Source organism: Microbacterium candidum (assembly GCF_030315975.1).
GTDB lineage: Bacteria > Actinomycetota > Actinomycetes > Actinomycetales > Microbacteriaceae > Microbacterium > Microbacterium candidum.
In genome coordinates this window covers 340,172-359,271 of the sequence record NZ_JASXSZ010000002.1, presented here as the reverse complement: position 1 = coordinate 359,271, position 19,100 = coordinate 340,172, and the positions used below count along the sequence as shown (strand labels likewise).

At 69.8% G+C, this 19,100-nt stretch carries 19 protein-coding genes; 10 read left to right on the top strand and 9 right to left on the bottom strand.

The genetic code is table 11. The features are described 5' to 3' along the window. Genes QSV35_RS08050 through QSV35_RS08035 form a run of 4 tightly spaced genes read right to left on the bottom strand, consistent with a single transcriptional unit; the run spans nucleotide 1 to nucleotide 4,458 of the window. Nucleotides 1–891, bottom strand: a complete 891-nt coding sequence (locus QSV35_RS08050; protein WP_286288144.1) for a carbohydrate ABC transporter permease — start codon at nucleotides 889–891, stop codon at nucleotides 1–3. Then, nucleotides 891–1,889: a carbohydrate ABC transporter permease gene (locus QSV35_RS08045; protein ID WP_286288143.1), complete on the bottom strand. Its 999-nt coding sequence runs from the start codon at nucleotides 1,887–1,889 to the stop codon at nucleotides 891–893. The genes QSV35_RS08050 and QSV35_RS08045 overlap by 1 nt, the downstream gene beginning before the upstream one ends. Nucleotides 1,890–1,892: 3 nt before the next feature. Then, nucleotides 1,893–3,233: an ABC transporter substrate-binding protein gene (locus QSV35_RS08040; RefSeq protein ID WP_286288142.1), complete on the bottom strand. Its 1,341-nt coding sequence runs from the start codon at nucleotides 3,231–3,233 to the stop codon at nucleotides 1,893–1,895. Between the two features lie 43 nt (nucleotides 3,234–3,276). Next, complete coding sequence (locus QSV35_RS08035; RefSeq protein WP_286288141.1) at nucleotides 3,277–4,458, bottom strand: ROK family transcriptional regulator; 1,182 nt, start codon at nucleotides 4,456–4,458, stop codon at nucleotides 3,277–3,279. A gap of 303 nt (nucleotides 4,459–4,761) precedes the next feature. On the opposite strand from QSV35_RS08035, the gene QSV35_RS08030 reads away from it, so the two are divergent. The 6 genes from QSV35_RS08030 to QSV35_RS08005 all read left to right on the top strand — a co-directional run bounded on the left by QSV35_RS08030 (nucleotide 4,762) and on the right by QSV35_RS08005 (nucleotide 9,192). Further along, a complete protein-coding gene (locus QSV35_RS08030; protein WP_286288140.1) occupies nucleotides 4,762–5,193 on the top strand; it encodes a hypothetical protein in 432 nt (143 codons plus the stop codon). Continuing rightward, nucleotides 5,193–5,408, top strand: coding sequence for a helix-turn-helix transcriptional regulator (locus QSV35_RS08025; protein ID WP_286288139.1), 216 nt, complete (start codon nucleotides 5,193–5,195; stop codon nucleotides 5,406–5,408). The genes QSV35_RS08030 and QSV35_RS08025 overlap by 1 nt, the downstream gene beginning before the upstream one ends. Nucleotide 5,409: 1 nt before the next feature. Beyond that, entirely contained in the window at nucleotides 5,410–6,396 is a 987-nt protein-coding gene (locus tag QSV35_RS08020) for an NAD(P)-dependent alcohol dehydrogenase (RefSeq protein ID WP_286288138.1), read from the top strand. Between the two features lie 135 nt (nucleotides 6,397–6,531). Then, entirely contained in the window at nucleotides 6,532–7,407 is an 876-nt protein-coding gene (gene ddaH, locus QSV35_RS08015; RefSeq protein ID WP_286288137.1) for a dimethylargininase, read from the top strand. Next, nucleotides 7,404–8,609 carry an ornithine--oxo-acid transaminase gene (rocD, locus tag QSV35_RS08010; RefSeq protein ID WP_286288136.1) on the top strand — a complete coding sequence of 402 codons (1,206 nt, stop codon included), beginning with the start codon at nucleotides 7,404–7,406 and terminating at the stop codon, nucleotides 8,607–8,609. The genes ddaH and rocD overlap by 4 nt, the downstream gene beginning before the upstream one ends. A gap of 19 nt (nucleotides 8,610–8,628) precedes the next feature. Continuing rightward, the gene (locus QSV35_RS08005; RefSeq protein WP_353618967.1) at nucleotides 8,629–9,192 is read left to right on the top strand and encodes a GNAT family N-acetyltransferase; all 564 of its coding nucleotides are present in this window, start codon (nucleotides 8,629–8,631) and stop codon (nucleotides 9,190–9,192) included. A gap of 251 nt (nucleotides 9,193–9,443) precedes the next feature. On the opposite strand, the gene QSV35_RS08000 is transcribed toward QSV35_RS08005, so the two are convergent. Next, nucleotides 9,444–10,286 carry a TIGR03620 family F420-dependent LLM class oxidoreductase gene (locus tag QSV35_RS08000; protein WP_286288135.1) on the bottom strand — a complete coding sequence of 281 codons (843 nt, stop codon included), beginning with the start codon at nucleotides 10,284–10,286 and terminating at the stop codon, nucleotides 9,444–9,446. A gap of 30 nt (nucleotides 10,287–10,316) precedes the next feature. Further along, nucleotides 10,317–12,026, bottom strand: a complete 1,710-nt coding sequence (locus tag QSV35_RS07995; protein ID WP_286288134.1) for a molybdopterin-dependent oxidoreductase — start codon at nucleotides 12,024–12,026, stop codon at nucleotides 10,317–10,319. An 85-nt stretch (nucleotides 12,027–12,111) separates the two neighbouring features. Between QSV35_RS07995 and QSV35_RS07990 the strand changes: the two genes are divergently transcribed. The 4 genes from QSV35_RS07990 to QSV35_RS07975 are packed head-to-tail and all read left to right on the top strand — an operon-like array spanning nucleotide 12,112 to nucleotide 16,094. Next, a complete protein-coding gene (locus tag QSV35_RS07990; protein ID WP_286288133.1) occupies nucleotides 12,112–13,887 on the top strand; it encodes a circularly permuted type 2 ATP-grasp protein in 1,776 nt (591 codons plus the stop codon). Next, on the top strand, nucleotides 13,881–14,813 hold the full coding sequence (locus tag QSV35_RS07985; RefSeq protein WP_286288132.1) for an alpha-E domain-containing protein: 933 nt from the start codon (nucleotides 13,881–13,883) through the stop codon (nucleotides 14,811–14,813). Before QSV35_RS07990 ends, QSV35_RS07985 begins: the two co-directional genes overlap by 7 nt. A 40-nt stretch (nucleotides 14,814–14,853) precedes the next feature. After that, a complete protein-coding gene (locus QSV35_RS07980) occupies nucleotides 14,854–15,699 on the top strand; it encodes a transglutaminase family protein (protein WP_286288131.1) in 846 nt (281 codons plus the stop codon). Nucleotides 15,700–15,737: 38 nt separating this feature from the next. After that, nucleotides 15,738–16,094, top strand: a complete 357-nt coding sequence (locus QSV35_RS07975) for a TraR/DksA family transcriptional regulator (protein ID WP_353618966.1) — start codon at nucleotides 15,738–15,740, stop codon at nucleotides 16,092–16,094. An 89-nt stretch (nucleotides 16,095–16,183) separates the two neighbouring features. On the opposite strand, the gene QSV35_RS07970 is transcribed toward QSV35_RS07975, so the two are convergent. Genes QSV35_RS07970 through QSV35_RS07960 form a run of 3 tightly spaced genes read right to left on the bottom strand, consistent with a single transcriptional unit; the run spans nucleotide 16,184 to nucleotide 19,094 of the window. After that, nucleotides 16,184–17,443 (bottom strand): MFS transporter, encoded by a 1,260-nt coding sequence (locus QSV35_RS07970; protein WP_286288467.1) that lies wholly within the window; start codon nucleotides 17,441–17,443, stop codon nucleotides 16,184–16,186. A gap of 5 nt (nucleotides 17,444–17,448) precedes the next feature. Next, nucleotides 17,449–17,907: a MarR family winged helix-turn-helix transcriptional regulator gene (locus QSV35_RS07965; protein WP_286288130.1), complete on the bottom strand. Its 459-nt coding sequence runs from the start codon at nucleotides 17,905–17,907 to the stop codon at nucleotides 17,449–17,451. A gap of 8 nt (nucleotides 17,908–17,915) precedes the next feature. Next, nucleotides 17,916–19,094, bottom strand: a complete 1,179-nt coding sequence (locus tag QSV35_RS07960) for an NAD(P)/FAD-dependent oxidoreductase (protein ID WP_286288128.1) — start codon at nucleotides 19,092–19,094, stop codon at nucleotides 17,916–17,918. Between the last annotated feature and the right edge of the window lie 6 nt (nucleotides 19,095–19,100).

The window sequence follows — 19,100 nt, the reverse complement described above, 5'->3', positions numbered from 1 at the left end:
TCAGCCCTTCACACCGGAGAGCGTGATGCCCTCGACGAACACGCGTTGCGCGAAGAAGAACACGATGACGACCGGGATCGTGATGATCATGGTCATCGCCATCGTGATCCCCCAGTCGGTGCCGTGCGACCCGCGGAACGTCGCGAGGCCGTAGGCGACCGGCCAGGCCGCCGGGTTCTCCGACGCGTACAGGAGGGGGCCGAAGTAGTCGTTCCACGAGTGGAAGAACATGAAGATGGCCGCCGCCGCGATGCCGGGCTTCGTCATCGGCACGATCACGCGGATGAGGACGCCGAGCTCGCCGGCGCCGTCGATCCGCGCGGCATCCGAGTACTCGGGTGGGATGGTGAGGAAGAACTGCCGCAGCAGGAAGATGCTGAACGCGTCGCCGAGGAGGTTCGGGAGGATCAGCGGCCACAGCGACCCGGTGAGCCCGACCTGCGTCCACAGCACGTAGACGGGCACGGCGGTGACCTGAGGCGGGAGCAGCATCGCGACGATGATCGCGACGAACAGCACGTTCGATCCCGGGAACTTGAGCTTCGCCAGCGCGTACGCGGCGGGAACGCTGGAGACGAGCATGAACAGCGTCGCGAGGATCGCGTACATCGCCGAGTTCGCGAACCAGAGGGCGAGCGGAGCATCCGTGAACGACTTCGCGTAGTTCTGCAGCGTGAACGGGTTCGGCCACAGGGCTCCGGTGAGCGTCTGATCCGCGGTCATGAGCGACGTCAGCGTCACGAACACGACGGGGAAGAGGAACATCACGACGAGGGCGACGAGCAGGGCGTGCTCGGCGATCCACATGAGCACGGTGCTTGGCCGGCGCACCTTGCGCCGCGGTGCGTAGGCGACGGGGTCGAGGACCGTCGGCTGCGTCAGCGTCGACATCAGCGGGCGCCCTCCGGGTTGAACGCGTTCACCCGACGCAGCAGGATCACGAGGAACAGTCCCGCGACGAGGAACAGCACGACGGCCAGCGCACTCGCGTAGCCCAGCTGGAAGTTGTTGAACCCGCGCACGTACAGCCATTGGGTGTAGGTGAGGAGCGAGTTGTCGGGGTAGCCCATCGTGGCCCCGGCTCCCTCGCCGACGCTCGCTTTGCCGCTCGCGACGGTGGATGCCACGGACGCCTCGGTGAAGTACTGGAGCGCGGCGATGATGCCGGTGATGAGGGCGAACAGCAGCACCGGGACCATGTTCGGGAAGGTCACATAGCGGAGCTTCTGCAGGCCGTTCGCGCCGTCGAGCGATGCTGCCTCGTACTGCTCGGTCGGGACGTCGAGCAGGGCGGCCAGGAAGATGATCATGATGTCGCCCATCACCCACACGCCGAGGATCACGAGCGAGGGCTTCGACCACGCGGGATCGTTGAACCACAGGGGGCCTTGGATGCCGAACCGCGCGAGGATCTGGTTGACCGGGCCGACCCCGGGGTTGAAGAGGAAGACGAAGGCGACGACGGCCGCGACCGGGGGAACGAGCGACGGCAGGTAGAAGACCGTCCGCCAGAATCCCGATGCCGTCCTGGCGCGCGCGAGGAGCCCCGCGACCCCCATGGCCGTCAGGATGCGGATGGGGACGAGGAAGACGACGAACCACAGCGTGTTGAAGGCCGCGGTGCCCACGAGCGGGTCCTGGGTGAACAGGTAGATGTAGTTGCGCAGGCCGATGAAGACCGGCGGGGAGACCAGGTTGTAGCTGGTGAACGAGTAGTACACGCTCGCGATCAGCGGATAGACGAAGAAGATCGCGAGCCCCAGCAGCATCGGGGAGCAGAACGCCAGTGCGACGAGCGCGCGCCGGCGGGTGGCGGGGGTGGAGCGGCGGTGGCCCTCCGGGCGGGCGGCTTGCGCCGCCCGCCCGGTGACCGCGAGGGTCTCGGTCATCCGCTACGGTCCCTTGGTCAGGGCGATGGCGTCGTTGATCTGCTTGTCGACGGTCTTCAGTCCCGCCTGGAGATCCGTGACCTGGCCGGACTGCCACTTGTTCCAGAAGTCGTTGAACGTCTGCTGGTAGCCGGCGCCCACGGGGCTCGGCGGTGTGGTCATCGAGTGCTCGTTCGCCATGACCTTGAGGAACGTGCCGAACTGGGCAGGGAGCTTCAGATCGGGGGAGGCGATCGCATCCTTCGTCGTCGGCACGTTGCCGAGGCCGTTCGCGAGCTTCACGACGGCGTTGGTGTCGGTCGTGAGGTACTTGAGCAGGGCCCAGGCGAGCTCCTTGTTCTTCGAGCCCTTGCCGATGCCGGCGATGTTGCCCGTGAGATAGCCGCCGCCGTAGAGATCCGTGTGGGAGTCGGTGGTCGGGAACGGCGCCGTGTCGTAGTTCAGGCCGGGCTTCTGGTCCTTGATGAAGGCCGTGCGCCATTCGCCGTCGAGGTTCATCGCGACCTGGCCGGTCTGGAACGCGTTGTCGGCCGAGAACTCCTGACCGAGGCCCGACGTGAAGGTGTTGAGCCTGTCGTAGCCGATCTTGTCGACGTACGCCTTCTGCCACTGCATCAGCTCGGTCCAGCCCGGGGACTGGGAGATGATGGCCTCGCCCTTCTTGTTGAGCCATTCGGCTCCTGCGGAGGGTCCGTAGTGCGCGGCGGCGTTCTCCGCCCAGCCCATCAGCGGGTTGAAGCCGAGGGTCTTGATCGAGCCGTCCGGGTTGTAGGTCGTCATCTTCTCGGCCATCGTCTGCAGCTCGGTGAGCGTCTTCGGAGGCTCCGTGTAGCCGAACTGGGACAGGATGTCCTTGTTGTAATAGAGGCCGTAGGCGTCGGCCAGCATCGGCAGCGTGCAGCGCGTGCCCTTGTACTCGGTGTACGAGCGGACGACCTGCGGGAACGCGTTCATGTCCACGTTGTCGCGCTTGATGTACGGGGACAGATCCACGAACGCGCCGGACGAGCAGAAGCTGCCCACGATGTCCGTCGAGTACGAGATGCCGACGTCGACGGGCTTGCCCGACGCGATGGCGGTGGTGAGCTTCGTGTCGTCCTGACCGGAGTGCACCTCGACCTTGACGCCGGGGTTGGCCTTCTCGAAGTCGTCGACGACCGACTGGATGACCGCTGCCTCGCGGTCGGTGAAGAAGTGCCAGAGCGACACCGTGCCGGAGAGCTTCGACGGCGAGGGGCCGATGTCGGTTCCGCTGCTGGCGCCGGTGCCGGAACAGCCGGCGAGCGTCAGCGCCGCTGCCGACGCGATCGCCGCGAGGGCGACGAGCCGTTTGGTGGGGATCACGGACGTGACCTTTCTGTTGGGTGGAGGGGTGGGTGTTGCGGATTCAGATGCGGTCGAGCCGGTCGAAGACGGATGCCCGCAGATCGGCGACGAGGCGCTCGCCGGCACCCCGCAGGACGGGGGTGGTCGCGATGCCGGTGGCGGCGACGTCGGGGCTCCACCGGGTGTGGCGACGGATGACGGATGCCACGGCCTGCGCGAGCGCGGGGCCGCCGAGCGCCCCGGTGGCACCGCCCAGGACGATCCGCTCCGGGTCGAGCATCGCGAGGGCGGGCAGAAGCGCCACGGCGACGCGGGGTGCATACGCGCGCATGACCTCGTCGCAGAGCGCCTGATCGCTGCGCAGCGCGTCGATCGCGGCGCGATACGTGCGGGCGCGACCGCCGGCCTCTCGCACGAGCCGGGCGACGCGGATGCCGCCGATGAGGCTCTGCAGGTCGGTGGCGTCGGGGTCCAGGTCGAGCGCCGTGCGGGGCACGGGGACGTATCCGATCTCGCCCGCCGAACCGGCGAAGCCGCGGTGCACCGTGCCGCCGAGGTCCATCGCGAGTCCGAGGCCCTCGCCGAGCCACAGCAGCGCGAAGCTGTCGAGACCGGCTCCCGCGCCGGCGGAGCGTTCTGCGAGCGCAGCGAGGTTCACGTCATTGTCGATCGTGACGGCGATGCCGAGTGCGTCTTCGAGCGCCGTGCGCACGTGCGTGCGCGGCCAGCCGGGAAGCGTGTCCGCGAAGCGCAGATCGTCGCCGCGGGGGTCGACCGCACCCTGGACGGCGACGCAGACGGCGGAGATGTGCGATGAGTCGACGCCGGCGGCATCCGTCGCCTCGACGATCGCGCGGCGGACGTCGCCCACCGGCGAGCGGTCGCGAGCGGTGCGCGCGAGGGGGAGTTCGACGGTCGGCCGATCCGTGGACGTGAGGTCGACGACCGTCGCTCGCATCGCGTTGGCGTCGATGTCGACCGCGACCCCGAGGGCGGCGTCGGCGCGCACCGCGTAGGTCGCGGCGCTCGGGCCCGGGCGGCCGGAGACGGCGCCCGTCTCGCTGATGAGGTCGAGCGACTCGAGCCGCTGCACCATCTGTGATGCCGTGGGCTTGGAGAGTCCGGTGAGGGCGACGAGCCGATTGCGCGTCAGCTCGCCGTGCTCGAAGAAGAGGCCGAGGGCGGTGCGGTCGTTGCGGGTGCGCAGCCACGCCGGCGTGCCCGGAACCGTCTTCTCCGTCATGCGCATCCCTTCATCGGGTTTCTCGACCGCATCGTCTCGAGGACAGTAACAGTAAAGTTTCCTAACAACAAGACCTCCGGCGCCCTCCGCCTCCGTCTCGGCCACCGGTTCGGCGCCGGCACCGCGGCCCGTTCCGTCAGTCGTCGTCGGTCGTGTCCCACAAGCTGCGGACTGTGCCGCCTCGGCGTGGCGTGTTCTGGGGCATCCCCGGGCCACGGTCGGCGGGGTGTAAAAGATTCTTGACATCAGGGCATGTCGTGCCTACGGTGTGATGTAAAGAATCTTTGACACGAGGAGCGGGCCATGGTCTATCAGGAGCGGAACGTCTGGTCGAGCCTCGTCGTCACCGTCATCGCGCTCGCGGCGTATGTCGTGATCGTGCTGAAGGAAGCGGACGGCGGACCCCTCACGGCGGTCGACTGGGTGCCGATCATGTTCTGGACGATCATCGGCAGCATCGCCGCATCCATCGTCGTCAGCATCGTGTGGGGGATCGTCGCCGGGATGCGCGAACCGGCGGGGGTGGGTGCCCGAGACATCCGCGACCGTGACATCGCGCGGATGGGTACGGGGGTCGAGCAGGCGTTCGTGGCCATCGCCGGCGTCGGGGTGCTCGTCCTGTGCGCGGTGCGTGCCGACTGGTTCTGGATCGCGGACACGATGTTCTTCGGTTTCGCGGTCGCCGCCGTGGTCGGCGGCGTGGCCCGCGTCGTCGCGTGTCGGCGCGGTCTCTGATGGTCAAGCCCACTCGCGTCACGAACTCCATCCGTGCTCTCCGCGAGACCGCGGGCCTCACGCAGGCCGACCTCGCCGGACGCGTCGGCGTCACCCGCCAGACGCTCATCGCCATCGAGGCGGGGCGGTACTCCCCGACGCTGGAGCTCGCGTTCCAACTCTCCCGAGTGTTCGGGGTCGGCCTCGACGACATGTTCCAGTACCCCGAGGAGTGACATGACGGACATGGATGCCTGGACCCAGGCGCACTACGGCGGTGTCGAGCAGGTCGTACGCACACGGGTGACCGTGCCCGAGCCGGGCGCGGGCGAGGCGCTGCTGCGGATCCGCGCGGTCGGGCTGAACGCCGCGGACCGCCACCTCATGACGGGGGAACCCCTGATCCTGCGTGGGATGTTCGGCTGGTCACGGCCGAGGCAGTCCGTCCGCGGAATCGACGTCGCGGCCACGGTGGTGGCGCTCGGCGCTCCGGGCGACCAGCAGATCGCGGTCGGCGACGAAGTCGTCGCGGAGCTGCCGGGCGGCGGCGGGCTCGCCGAGTATGCTGTCGCTCCGCTGTCGCGGCTCGTGCCCCGCCCGGAACACGTCGACCCCGTCGTCGCCGCGGCGCTCCCCATCGCGGGAGGGACGGCGTGGCAGGCTCTCGACCGCGCTGCGGTCGCATCCGGTCATCGCGTGCTCGTCCTCGGCGCGTCGGGCGGGGTCGGCACGTTCGCGGTGCGGCTCGCCGCGCTCCGCGGCGCGGAGGTGCACGCACTGTGCTCCGCGCGGAACCGCGGCCTCGTGACCTCGATCGGGGCGACCGAGGTGCATGACCGCGCGGTCGTCTCGCTCGCCGACCTGCCCGAGGGGGCGTTCGACGCCGTCGTCGACATCGCCGGCGACAGCCCGCTGCGCGCGGTGCAGCGGGTCGTGCGCGACGGCGGCTGCGCCGTCCTGATCGCCGGCGAGGGCGGACGACTCGTCGGCCCGCTGCCGCGCATCGCCCGCGCATCCCTCCTGTCGATCGGCTCCCGCCGGAAGCTGCATCCGCTCGCCGCGGTAGCGCGGACCGACATCCTGCGAGAGCTCCTCGCGCTCGCGGCCGCCGGGAGCCTGCAGCCGGTGATCGAACGCACGTGGCCGCTCGCCGATGCGCAGGGGGCGCTCGCCCATCTGGCGGCCGGGCACACCGTGGGGAAGGTCGTCGTGACCGTCGGGTGAGGCGACGGACAGGGGCGCGTGAGATGATGGATGCGGCGTGCCCGGGTCGTTCCCTTCCCTCTGCACACGCACTGCGTGGAGGGCCGCCGGGCCTCTGGACAGCGTCCGCCGCGCCCTCCGTCCCGGGAGCAGAACATGACGCAGACGGCCACGACAGCCGCATCCACTCCGACCCAGCGCATCCAGCAGCACCGCCGGTACCTGATGTGCCGGCCGGAGTTCTTCACGGTCAGCTACGAGATCAATCCGTGGATGCACACGGCCGACCCGACCGACACGTCGAAGGCCGTGCAGCAGTGGCAGGCGCTGTACGACACCTACATCGAGCTCGGCCACGAGATCGAGCTGATCGACCCGATCGAGGGCCTGCCGGACATGGTGTACACCGCCAACGGCGGCTTCATCATCGACGGGAAGGCGCTCGGCGTGAAGTTCAGCGTCGACGAGCGCCGCGGCGAGGAGCGTCCGTACATGGACCGCTTCGCCGAGCTCGGCTTCGAGGTCGTCGAGCCGATCGCGGAGCAGGAGGGCGAGGGCGACATCCTCCTCGTCGGCGACACGATCCTCGCGGGGTACGGGTTCCGGTCGTCGATCGAGAGCCACCGCGAGATCGCCCGCGTCTTCGACCGCGAGGTCGTGTCGCTGAAGCTCATCGACCCGCGGTTCTACCACCTCGACACCGCGATCTCGGTGCTCGACCCGGTGCAGGGTGCGGGAGGCGTCGACAAGGCGAACATCGCGTACCTCGAGCACGCGTTCGACGCTGCTTCTCAGGAGATCCTCGCCGAGCGCTTCCCCGACGCCATCAAGGTGGCGGATGCCGACGGCGCCGTGTTCGGACTGAACTCGGCGAGCGACGGCCTCAACGTCATCATCTCGCCGCGGGCGAAGGGCTTCGAGGCCCAGCTGCGCGAGCGCGGCTACAACCCCGTGCTCGTCGACCTCTCCGAGCTCCTCCTCGGCGGCGGCGGCATCAAGTGCTGCACACTCGAGCTCCGGGGTGCGCGGTGACGCTCTCGTCCGCGGAGATCGTGGCCGGCGAGAACACGCGCGTCGCCCACAACTACCACCCGCTTCCGGTCGTCGTCGCGTCGGCGGAAGGGTCGTGGGTGACGGATGTCGAGGGCAAGCGGTACCTCGACCTCCTCTCCGCCTACTCCGCGCTGAACTTCGGGCATCGGCATCCCGCGCTGGTCTCGGCCGTCGAGGAACAGCTCGGTCGAGTGACGCTCACGAGCCGCGCATTCCACAACGACCAGCTCGGAGCCTTCGCCGCCGCCCTCACGGACCTGTGCGGCAAGGACCTCATGCTGCCGATGAACACGGGCGCCGAAGCCGTGGAGACCGGCATCAAGGTCGCCCGCGCGTGGGCGTATCGCGTCAAGGGCGTGCCGGTGGATGCTGCGGAGATCGTCGTCGCGAACGGCAACTTCCACGGCCGCACCACGACGATCGTCGGCTTCAGCGACGACGACTCGGCGCGCGACGGATTCGGTCCGTTCACGCCCGGCTTCGTGTCGGTCCCGTACGGGGATGCGGACGCGCTCGCCGCCGCCATCACTCCGAACACGGCTGCCGTGCTCGTCGAGCCCATCCAGGGCGAGGCCGGGGTCGTCATCCCGCCCGCCGGGTACCTTGCAGCCGTCCGGGCGCTGTGCACCGAGCACAACGTTCTGTTCATCGCGGACGAGATCCAGTCCGGGCTCGGTCGCGTCGGCGAGACCTTCGCGTGCGACCGCGAGGATGTCGTGCCCGACATGTATCTCCTCGGCAAGGCGCTGGGCGGCGGCATCCTTCCCGTCTCCGCCGTCGTCGCCGACCGCGACGTCCTCGGCGTCATCCGGCCCGGTGAGCACGGGTCGACGTTCGGCGGAAACCCGCTGGCGGCGGCCGTCGGGCTTCGGGTGGTGGAGATGCTGGCGACCGGAGAATTCCAGGAGCGCGCCCGCGCGCTCGGCGCGCACCTGTCCACGCTGCTGGACGGGCTCGTGGGCCACGGGGTCATCGAGGTGCGCATCGCCGGGCTGTGGGCCGGCGTCGACGTCGACCCCGCCATCGGGACCGGGCGTGACATCGCCGAGCGGCTGCTCGCGCGCGGCGTGCTCGTGAAGGACACGCACGGGCAGACGATCCGCATCGCGCCGCCGCTCATCATCCGCGGCACCGAGCTCGACTGGGCGGTGGAGCAACTGCGCCTCGCCCTCGAGGGCTGAGCACCTTGGATGGTGGTCGTTGAGCGAGGGAGGAACGACCGAGTCGGAACGCGGTGAGCCGACCTCGAGTCCTCCCTGCGTTTCGACTCGCTTCGCTCGCTCAACGACCGGCAGCGGGCTTCCGCCGTGTGAAGAGCTCAGGCGGGTCGAAGCGGGGGATGTCGCGGACCTGCGAGCGTTCCTCGGCGACGTCGACCTGACGCTCAGCGGGCTGGATGCGGCATCCGTCCGTCTCTGGATGGAGGTCGACGACGACGGCCTTGTCGTCGGAAGCACCGGCTACGAGCTGAGCGACGACGGCGCGCACGCGCTCATCCGGAGCGTCGCGGTGCATCCGTCCGCCCGATCGGCGGGTCGCGGCAGCGCCCTCGCGCGCTTCGCCTTCGACCGTGCCACCGAGGAGGGCGCCACCACCGCGTGGCTGTTCAGCCAGCGCTCCGGACCGTTCTGGCAGGGACTCGGCTTCGAGCCGGCATCCATCGACGACCTCGCCTCCGCGCTCGCCTCCACACACCAGGTCCGGCTGTTCGCGGAGACGGGTCAGCTGCACCGTGAGGTCGCCTGGACGCGTCCGCTCCCCTGATCCCGCCGCAAGACCGCCTGCCGGGCGTACGGATGGCGAGAGATTCCACGCTTGACGAGCGGATCCGGGCGAAATCTCTCGCCATCCGTACGATCCCTCGCCAGACGTTCCGGAATCCGCGTCGAGCGGCGGCACCGGCGTGTCCCGATGAAGGGAGTCGATTCGACGTGGGGAGTCCCGGATTCCGGCGTGTCGGTACTCCCTTCGTCGATTCGACTCCGCTGATCGAGCCGCCATAAGGAGAGCGACGATCAGGCGAGGCGCAGCTTGCCGGCGACGGCGGCGAGCGCGGGGAGCACATCGCCGTGCACGGGGACGACCTGCACGCACACGTGGTCGGCACCGGCGTCGAGGTGCTCGCGCACGCGCGCGGCGAGGGATGGGGCATCCCCCTGCGCGATGATGTCGTCGACGAGCCGGTCGCTGCCGGGCAGCGCGACGTCCGCCTCGGTGAACCCGCCGCGGAGCATGTTGTTCGTGTAGTTCGACATGCCGAGATAGCGGCCGAGGAACGTCCGCGCCGCCTCGCGCGAGGAGGTGCGGTCGGGGTCGAGCACGACGGTCTGCTCAGGCGCGACGAGGATGCCGGAACCCAGCGCCGCGCGCTGGTCGGCCGTCTGTCCGGGCACGGTGAGGTAGGGGTGCGTGCCGGCGCTGCGTTCGGCGGCGAGCTCCAGCATCCGCGGGCCGAGGGCGGAGATCACGCGCCGTCCGACCGGGACGTCGTGCGCGTCGAGCACGTCGAGGTATCGCCGCATCGCGTCGAGCGGACGCGTCCGCTCGGGCGTCGCCTCGCGGTGCCCGGTGCCGATCCCGAGATGCAGCCGGCCAGGATGCTTCGCCTCGATGCGGTGGAAGGATGCGGCGAGCTCCGCCGCATCCGCCTTCCAGATGTTGACGACGCCCGTCGCGACGTGCAGGCGATCGGTCGCGTCGAGGGCGAGCTCCGCCGCATCCAGGTCCGCCGTCGGCGAGTACCCGAGCCACAGCGCGCCGTATCCGATGGCTTCGATCCCGCGGGCGAAACCGGCATCCACCTGCGTGAATCCGCGCCAGACGCCGACGGTTCCGAGTCGCTCACTCCACGTGGTCACCCCATCAGTCTCACACGCGGGGGAAGGGGATCAGCCGACGGAGACCTGGATCGAGTGCCAGCCGGAAGCCCCGTCAGGGGCGGGCGGCGCCTGCTCCGAGGTCTGCACCTCGCCCGTCGCCGACGTCGCGCGGCAGCGGATCGTGTGCGTGCCGCTCTTCGCGTTCCACGGCAGGCGCCACTGCACCCACGTGTCCCCGGAGATCGCGGTCGCGAGTTCGGCCTGCTGCCACGGGCCGTCGTCGATCTGCACCTCGACGCCCCGCACACCGGTGTGCTGCTGCCACGCGACGCCGGCGATCACGGTGTTCCCCGAGGCGATCGATCCGCCGCTCGGCACGTCGATCCTCGATTCCAGCTTGATCGGACCGCGCTCGGACCATCCGCGGGCGGTCCAGTAGGCCGTGGCATCCGCGAACCGCGTGACCTCGAGGTCCGTGACCCACTTGGTCGCCGACACATAGCCGTAGAGCCCGGGGACGACCATGCGCACCGGGAATCCGTGCTCCGGCGGCAGCGGCTCCCCGTTCATGCCGACCGCGAGGATCGCGTCCCGCGCGTCGGTCAGCACCTCGAGCGGAGTGGATGCGGTGAACCCGTCGGTCGATGTCGACAGGACCATGTCGGCGCCGGGCTTGACCCCGGCTTTCGCGAGCAGGTTGCGGATCGGATACCCGAGCCAGACGGCGTTCGAGATGAGGTCGCCGCCGACGTCGTTCGAGACGCAGGTGAGGGTCGTCGCGCTCTCCTCGAGCGGCAGCGCGAGCAGTTCGTTCCATGTCAGGTTCACCTCGCGGTCGACGAGGCCGTGGATGCGCAGCTTCCATGTCGCCGGGTCGACCTGCGGCACGACGAGCGCGGTGTCGATCCGGTAGAAGTCCGTGTTCGGCGTGATGACGGGGGCGAGCCCCGGGATGCGGAAGTCCGCGCTCGCGGGGATGGGCGGCGCCGTCGTCGCGGGTTTCGGGAGATGGAGGGCGCTCCGCGCGACGGATGCGGCCCGTGAGCCCGTGCGGGCGAGCGTGCCGCCGGTCGCGGCGAGGATGCCGATGACCGCGGCGCCGCCGGTCCAGAGGAGGAAGGTGCGGCGGGATGTGGAGGTGGGTTCAGGTCCCTGAGCTTGTCCTTCCGGTCCCCGAGCTTGTCCTTTCGGTCCCCGAGCTTGTCGAGGGGTCGTCCGGGGAGGCGTCATCGGCAGTGGCGACGCCTCGACGGGCTCGGCGACCGGCATCCCGCTGCCGATCGTCGGTTCGTCGCGTTTCGTATCGCTTCGCACGCTCAACGACCGGGGGGTGGCGCCGACGGCACGGAGGCGGTCCATCAGCATCCCGAGGGCGATCGCGGCGACCCCGCCGGCGACCGCGGACGGGAGGAACGCCAGCATCCCCGAATCCGCGCGCGTCATCGCCGTGACGATCCCGGCGACGCCGAACGCGAGCACGATCACGCGACCCCACGGCGGGCGGCGTGCCTCGAGGATGCCCGCGACGGCGGCGAGGACGAGCATCACAATGCCGATCCCGGTCAGCAGCGCCGTCTTGTCGTTCGTGCCGAACAGGGCGATCGCGGCATCCTTCGCCCACGGCGGGGCCGCGTCGATCAGCGTCGACCCGATCGCGGCAACGGGGCTCGACGAGGGGTCGATGAACGTCGCGGTCAGCTCGCCGAGGCCGGCGCCGAGCACGACGGAGGCCACGCCCGCGGCGGCCGCGAGCGGATACGACGGGTGCGCACCTGCCATGTGGCGAGCGTACGTCCGGGTGCTGTGGCCCGGCCGCGAGATTCGGTGACAAGCCGGTAACAGACCGCGATTAGGCTCTTCTCCCATGGGTGACCTGTTCGACGGCTACGGCTCCACGCTCGCGCCGCGCAAGACTCCGCAGGGACTGCCCGCGTTCGACGAGATGTTCGGCGACGCCCCGAGCGGCGCGATGGGCACGGCCGAGGCGCGTGACGCGTACGAAGAGCTGTACCAGGCCCTCGCGCAGATGACCCAGGAGGAGCTGCGCGGCCGCACCGAGTCGCTCGCGAGCTCGTACCTCGCGCAGGGCGTGACGTTCGACTTCGCGGGCGAGGAGCGGCCGTTCCCCCTCGACGCGGTGCCGCGCATCATCGAGTACGACGAGTGGTCGCACATCGAGGCCGGTGTGAAGCAGCGCGTGCGCGCGCTCGAGGCGTTCCTCGACGACGCCTACGGGCGCCAGAACTGCGTGCGCGACGACGTCGTCCCGGCTCAGCTGATCGCGTCGAGCCAGTACTTCTACCGCCAGGCCGCCGGCATCCACTCCGCCAACGGCGTCCGCATCCAGGTGTCCGGCATCGACCTCATCCGCGACGAGAACGGCGTCATGCGCGTGCTCGAGGACAATGTGCGCGTGCCGAGCGGCGTCAGCTACGTCATCTCGAACCGTCGCGTCATGGCGCAGACCCTCCCCGAGCTGTTCGTCTCGATGCAGGTGCGCCCCGTCGGCGACTACCCCAACAAGCTGCTCGCGGCGCTGAAGGCGTCGGCTCCCGCCGGCATCGAGGACCCGACCGTCGTCGTGCTGACGCCGGGCGTGTACAACTCCGCCTACTTCGAGCACACGCTCCTCGCGCGCCTCATGGGCGTCGAGCTCGTCGAGGGCCGCGACCTCCTGTGCGTCGGCGGCAAGGTCTTCATGCGCACGACCCGCGGGCCGGTGCGCGTCGACGTCATCTACCGTCGCGTCGACGACGACTTCCTCGACCCGCTGCAGTTCCGCGCCGATTCCATGCTCGGCGCCCCCGGGCTCATGCTCGCCGCGCGCCTCGGCAATGTCACGATCGCGAACGCGGTCGGCAACGGCGTCGCCGATGACAAGCTGCTGTACACGTACACGCCCGACCTCATCCGGTACTACCTGTCTGAGGAGCCGTTGCTGCCGATCGTCGACACGTGGCGCCTCGAGGACCCGACCGCGCTCGAGGAGGTCCTCGATCGCCTCGACGAACTCGTCGTGAAGCCCGTCGACGGCTCGGGCGGCAAGGGGCTGGTCGTCGGGCCGGATGCCTCGCGCGCCGAACTCGACGCGCTCCGCGCCACGCTCAAGGCCGACCCGCGCGGCTGGATCGCGCAGCCGGTCGTCATGCTGTCCACGATCCCGACGCTCGTCGAGGACGGGATGCGGCCGCGCCACGCCGACCTGCGCCCCTTCGCGGTCAACGACGGCGACGACATCTGGGTGCTGCCCGGAGGCCTCACGCGTGTCGCGCTCCCCGAGGGGCAGCTCGTGGTGAACTCGAGCCAGGGCGGCGGGTCGAAGGACACGTGGGTCGTCGGCGGCATCGCGCCCGCGCACGTCGAGTACGGCCAGGGCCAGGGCGTCGGCGGGCTCGTCGCCGACCAGGCGTCGGCTCCGGGACCCGAGTCCGAGGACGAAGAGGATGCCGTGGCCCCGCCGCCGAACGAGGTCGCACACTCCCCGCAGGACAAGCCGGTGCCCGGCCGCCGCCAGGAGGAGCAGCAGCAGCAGGCTTCGCTCGTTGAGCGAGCGAAGCGAGACGAAACGCCCTCACCTCTGCGTTTCGTCTCGTCGCTGCCCTCCTCGCTCAACGACCGCGATGGAGGTGCAGGATGCTGAGCCGCATCGCCGAGAGCCTCTTCTGGATCGGCCGCTACATCGAGCGCAGCGACGGCACCGCCCGCATCCTCGACGTCCAGCTCCAGCTCCTCCTCGAAGACCCGTGGATCGACGAGGATTCGGCCTGCCGGTCCCTCCTCGCGGTCATGGGGGCCTCGCTCCCCGACGACGTCGAACGCGTCACGCGCGACCAGGTCCTCGCCCGCCTCGCCGTCGACCGCATGACCCCGTCGAGCATCGCGTACTCGCTCACCGCGGCCCGGGAGAATGCGCGCCGGGCGCGCGAGATCCTCTCCACCGAGCTGTGGGAGTGCCTCAACACGACCAGCGCGAGGATGCCGCGGCGCCTGCAGATCGACAAGGTGCACGACTTCTTCCACTGGGTGCGCGAGCGCGCGGCGCTCGCGGTGGGCATCGTCGACTCCTCGACGAGCCGCGACGAGGCGTGGCAGTTCTTCACGCTCGGACGCGCGATCGAGCGCGCCGACATGACGGCGCGCCTGCTCGCGACGAGGACGCTGACCGAGGCCTCCGGTCCCTCATGGACCACGATCCTGCGCTCGTGCGGCGCTTACGAGGCGTACCTGCGCACCTACCGCGGCACGCCGAGCGCGCGCAATGCCGCCGAGTTCCTCCTCCTTGACCGGCTCTTCCCGCGCTCGATCATCTACTCGATCTCGCAGGCCGAGGGATGCATGAGCGCCATCGACCCGCGCGCGGACCGCGTCGGCCACTCCAACCAGGTGCTGCGCGCGCTCGGGCGCATCCGCAACGACCTCGAGTACCGGCCGCTCGGTGAGATCCTCGGTGAGCTCCCCGCACATATGGACCAGGTGCAGAAGGTCACTCGCGAAGCATCCGAGGCGATCAGACAGCGGTTCTTCCCCGCCCAGGCCGAGCCGAGCTGGATCGGAGAGATCTCATGACGGTTCGACGGGCTCACCGACCGGAAAGGCTGGCACGACGTTGAAACGCCTGCGCATCGAGCACGCGACCGGCTTCTCGTATCCGGGCGACGTCTCGGCGTCGTACAACGAGGCGCGGATGCTGCCCGGCACGACCGACAGCCAGTTCGTGCTGAGCTCGCAGATCGACGTCGAGCCGTCGACATCCGTCAATTCGTACGTCGACTACTTCGGCACGCGTGTGACGGCGTTCGACGTCATGGCTCCGCACAGCGACCTGTCGATCACGGCGCGCTCGCTCGTCGAGGTGCGCCCGCGCCCGATCGAGCACGCCGGCATCACGTGGGACCAGCTCGAGCGCGAGGCGCAGAGGTCGATCACGACGGTCGAGCAGCTCGCGCAGACGAACCGCACGCGCCCGCACGAGGAGGTCGTCGACATCGCGCGCGCGATCGCCGCGCAGCACGACGACCCGGGCCGCGCCGCGCACGAGATCGCGATGGCGATCGGGGATGCGGTCGAGTACATGAGCGGGGTCACCGGCGTCCGCACCACAGCGCGCGAGGCGTGGGAGGCGCGCAAGGGGGTGTGCCAGGACATGGCGCACATCGCGATCGGGGCGCTCCGGGCCGTCGGCATCCCGTCGCGCTACGTGTCGGGGTACCTGCATCCGCGCCCGAACGCAGAGATCGGCGTCGCCGTCACGGGTGAGTCGCACGCGTGGATCGAGTGGTTCGCCGGCGAGTGGCAGGGCTTCGATCCGACGAACAACATCGAGATCGGCGACCGGCACGTCCTCGTCGGCCGCGGTCGCGACTACGGCGACGTGCCGCCGCTGCGCGGCGTGTACGCGGGCCCGTTCAAGTCGACGCTCAATGTGAAGGTCACCATCACGCGCGAGGCGTGACGCCCCGGTGTCCCCAGCGGGGCGTACGCTCGGTTGCCATGACCTCGATGGATGCGGCCCGCAAGCGTCTTGAACGCCGCGCGCAGGAGCTCGACGAGCTGCTCGCGCGGCTCGAGGAGGACGACAGCGCGATCCGGGCCGATCGAGCGGACACCACGGCAGATGACGAGCACGACCCCGAAGGGTCGACGCTGTCGGCCGAGTGGCAGCAGATCGACGCGCTGCGTCGTGCTGCCCTCGTCGAGCGCTCCGATGTGACCGCGGCGCTCGATCACCTCGAGACGGGGACGTACGGCATCTGCGTGCGATGCGGGGCCCGCATCCCTGCGGCTCGGCTCCAGGCGCGACCGGGCGCGACGATGTGCGTGTCGTGCGCGGAGCTCGTCTCGCGCTGAGAGCTGCCGAGGGAGACAGCGCCCGAAGGAGGTGAGCGCCCGTCCGGCGCGACTCCGTTGTCGCGTCGGCCGGGTGGTCCAGGGTGACTCTACTTCGTGACGACCCGCAGCGGACGGGTCTCGTCGAGAGCGACACCGAATCGTGTCGAAGGGTCGCGGCGGACGCGTCCCGAGGTGAGCATCGAAATGAGCCCGATCGCGCACGCGAGGAGGCCAGCCGTGGCGCCGACCTGGATCGCCGCCCGCGGTCCGTACGTCGAGGCGATCCATCCGGCGATGGGGGCGCCGATCGGCGTCGCGCCCATGAGGATCGCCATGTACAGCGCGAGCACGCGGCCGCGCAGCGTCGGGTCGGTCGTCGTCTGCACATAGCCGTTGGCCGTTGTGAGCATCGAGACGGTCGAGAATCCGACGAAGACGAGCGTCACCGCGTACAGCCCGTAGAGGGGCATGAACGACGAGACGAGGGATGCCACGCCGAATCCGCCGGCGGCGAAGACGACCACCCGCATCCGGGCGCGCTCGCGGCGGGCGGCCATGAGGGCGCCCGCGAGAGAGCCGATCGCGAGGACGGAGCTCAGAAGCCCGTAGCCGTCCGCGTTCTGCCCGAACTCGAGTGCCATCGTCGACGCGAAGATCGGGAAGTTCATGCCGAATGCCGCGATGAGGAACACCATCACGAAGATGACGATGAGGTCGCGACGGCTCCGGACGTAGCGGAAGCCGTCGGCGAGACGCGCGGTCCCGGTCGAGCGGACGCGGGGGACGAGCTCGTCGGCGCGCATCACGAACAGCGCGATGAGCATCGCGAGGAACGTGCACGCGTTGACGATGAACATCCAGCCGGTGCCGACGAGGACGATCGCGATGCCGCCGATCGCCGGGCCGATGAGGCGCGCGGTGTTGAAGGTCGCCGCGTTGAGCGCGACGGCGTTCGACGCGTTCTCCCGCGAGACGACGTCGGACACGAACGCCTGACGTGCGGGACCGTCGAACGCGTTGGCGATGCCGAAGCACAGCGCGAACGTCCACATGAGGGGGAGCGTCATGACGTGGGTGAGCAGCAGCACGCCGACGGTCACCGCCAGCAGCATGAGCGCCGACTGCGTCACCATGAGGAGCTTCCGGCGGTCGAACCGGTCGGCGACCCACCCCGTCACGCCCACGAGCACGAGCGCGGGGCCGAACTGCAGGGCCATGGTGATGCCCATCGCGGTCGCGTCGTTGTGGGTGAGCTCCGTGAGGACGACCCAGTCCTGGGCGGTGGACTGCATCCATCCGCCGATGTTGGAGATCAGCGCGCCGATGATCCAGACGCGGAAGTTGAAGATGCTGAGGGAGCGGAACATCGTCTTCACAGCTCCACCACCTTCCGCATGATGGCCGCGGCTTCGGCGAGGGTCGCGCGCTCCTCGTCGGTGAGCTCGGCGAGTGCCTGCTCGAGCCAGGCGTCCCGCCGGCGCACCGTCTCCTCGACGACCGCGAGGCCCTCCGGCGTCAGGTCGATGTTGACCTTGCGACGGTCGTCCTCGTCGGTGGTGCGGGTGAGGTAGCCGAGCTCTTCGAGGCAGTTGACGGTGCGGTTCATGCTCGGCGCAGTGACGCGCTCGCGCTCGGCCAGCTCGCCCAGCGTGTGGCTGCCATGGACCTTCAGTGCCGCGAGGACCGCGAACTGACCGTCGCTCATCGTGTCGACGGCGCGCTGGGCGCGGAGACGGCGGGCGAGGCGGAAGGTCGCCATGCGCAGCTGCGCTGTCGTGCCGGAGAGGAGATCGGCGGGATCGGCGGTGCTGGTGCGCGTGGTCTGGCTCATACAGTTGTTTAGCTTAGCTTATTAGTCTTGCTAAGTAAATCCCCCGCCATGCCGGACGCCCACTGGCCGAAGCGCTCCGGGCGGAACGGCGCCATGAGCGGCGAGACGTATCCCGTGGCGATCTCGTCGGCGATCAGCTCACCCGCGATGAGTCCCTGCGTCGCCCCGCTGTGACTGAACGCGACATACAGGCCGGGGACCTGCGCGATGCGTCCGTAGACCGGTTCGCCGTCGGCGGGGACCGGCTTGTAGCCCGATCCGATGCGCACGAGCTCCAGCTTCGGGTGCCCCTCGAGCACACGGGCGGCCTCGTCCATGAGACGGTCGACGACCTCGTCGGCGATCTGCAGCGACCCGTCCTCGGCTACCTGGATCGATCTCTCCGACCACCCCGAGTCCATCGCGATGCCGCCGTCCACCGTACGGCGGATGGCGACGTGGGGGGTGTTCAGCGTGACCTCCAGCGGGATGTCGATCGGCGCGGTGAAGGCCACGAAGGCAGGCGGGCTCGACGTGCCGATCCGGACTCCGAGCTCGGTGAGCTGGTGCGGGACGGACGGTCCCGTCGCGAGGAGCACGGCATCTGCAGTGATCTCATGACCGGCGGCCGTGCGCACTCCTGTCGCTCGCCCGTCCAGCACGACAGGCTGCGACGGACCGGCGTCCTCGACGATCGTGCCGCCGAGCTCTACGACCTCGTCGGCGAGGAGCCGGATCACCGAGGGCAGGTTGACCCAGCCCTCGCCGGGGTTGAAGATCGCGCCCTCGGCGGCCACAGCGGAGGGGTCGACGCCCGGAGCGACGCGCGAGATGCGGTCGCGGTCGACCCACTGGGCGTCGTAGCCGCGGTCGCGCTGCAAGGCGTACAGGTCGCGCAGCGATTCGCCGTCGTCCTCGTCCGCCCACATGAGTCCGCCCGTGAAGCGCAGGTAGCGGAAGGATCCCGGATGCCGGGCAGCCCAGGTGCGCCAGCGATCGATGCCCGCCACCCGGATCGCGTAGTACGGCTGCGGCCACTTCCACGCAGCGTTGAGCCACGCGAGGGAGCGGCCGGACGCGCCACTGGCAAGCGCTCCCTCGGTCACGAGCGTCACGCGCACGCCGCGGCGGGCGAGCTGCGCAGCGGAGGAGGATCCGAAGATCCCCCCGCCGAGGACCACGACGTGGTCGGGCTGCTGGTCGGTCATCGGTCG

Coding starts and splice junctions, on each gene's coding strand:
- QSV35_RS07995 (WP_286288134.1), bottom strand. CDS start 12,026: ATGGCAGGTGCGCACCCGTCGTATCCGCTCGCGGCCGCCGCGGGCGTG.
- QSV35_RS08035 (WP_286288141.1), bottom strand. CDS start 4,458: ATGACGGAGAAGACGGTTCCGGGCACGCCGGCGTGGCTGCGCACCCGC.
- QSV35_RS08045 (WP_286288143.1), bottom strand. CDS start 1,889: ATGACCGAGACCCTCGCGGTCACCGGGCGGGCGGCGCAAGCCGCCCGC.
- QSV35_RS07960 (WP_286288128.1), bottom strand. CDS start 19,094: ATGACCGACCAGCAGCCCGACCACGTCGTGGTCCTCGGCGGGGGGATC.
- QSV35_RS07970 (WP_286288467.1), bottom strand. CDS start 17,443: ATGTTCCGCTCCCTCAGCATCTTCAACTTCCGCGTCTGGATCATCGGC.
- QSV35_RS08030 (WP_286288140.1), top strand. CDS start 4,762: ATGGTCTATCAGGAGCGGAACGTCTGGTCGAGCCTCGTCGTCACCGTC.
- QSV35_RS07965 (WP_286288130.1), bottom strand. CDS start 17,907: ATGAGCCAGACCACGCGCACCAGCACCGCCGATCCCGCCGATCTCCTC.
- ddaH (WP_286288137.1), top strand. CDS start 6,532: ATGACGCAGACGGCCACGACAGCCGCATCCACTCCGACCCAGCGCATC.
- QSV35_RS08020 (WP_286288138.1), top strand. CDS start 5,410: ATGACGGACATGGATGCCTGGACCCAGGCGCACTACGGCGGTGTCGAG.
- QSV35_RS08025 (WP_286288139.1), top strand. CDS start 5,193: ATGGTCAAGCCCACTCGCGTCACGAACTCCATCCGTGCTCTCCGCGAG.
- QSV35_RS08050 (WP_286288144.1), bottom strand. CDS start 891: ATGTCGACGCTGACGCAGCCGACGGTCCTCGACCCCGTCGCCTACGCA.
- QSV35_RS07985 (WP_286288132.1), top strand. CDS start 13,881: ATGCTGAGCCGCATCGCCGAGAGCCTCTTCTGGATCGGCCGCTACATC.
- QSV35_RS07990 (WP_286288133.1), top strand. CDS start 12,112: ATGGGTGACCTGTTCGACGGCTACGGCTCCACGCTCGCGCCGCGCAAG.
- QSV35_RS07975 (WP_353618966.1), top strand. CDS start 15,738: ATGACCTCGATGGATGCGGCCCGCAAGCGTCTTGAACGCCGCGCGCAG.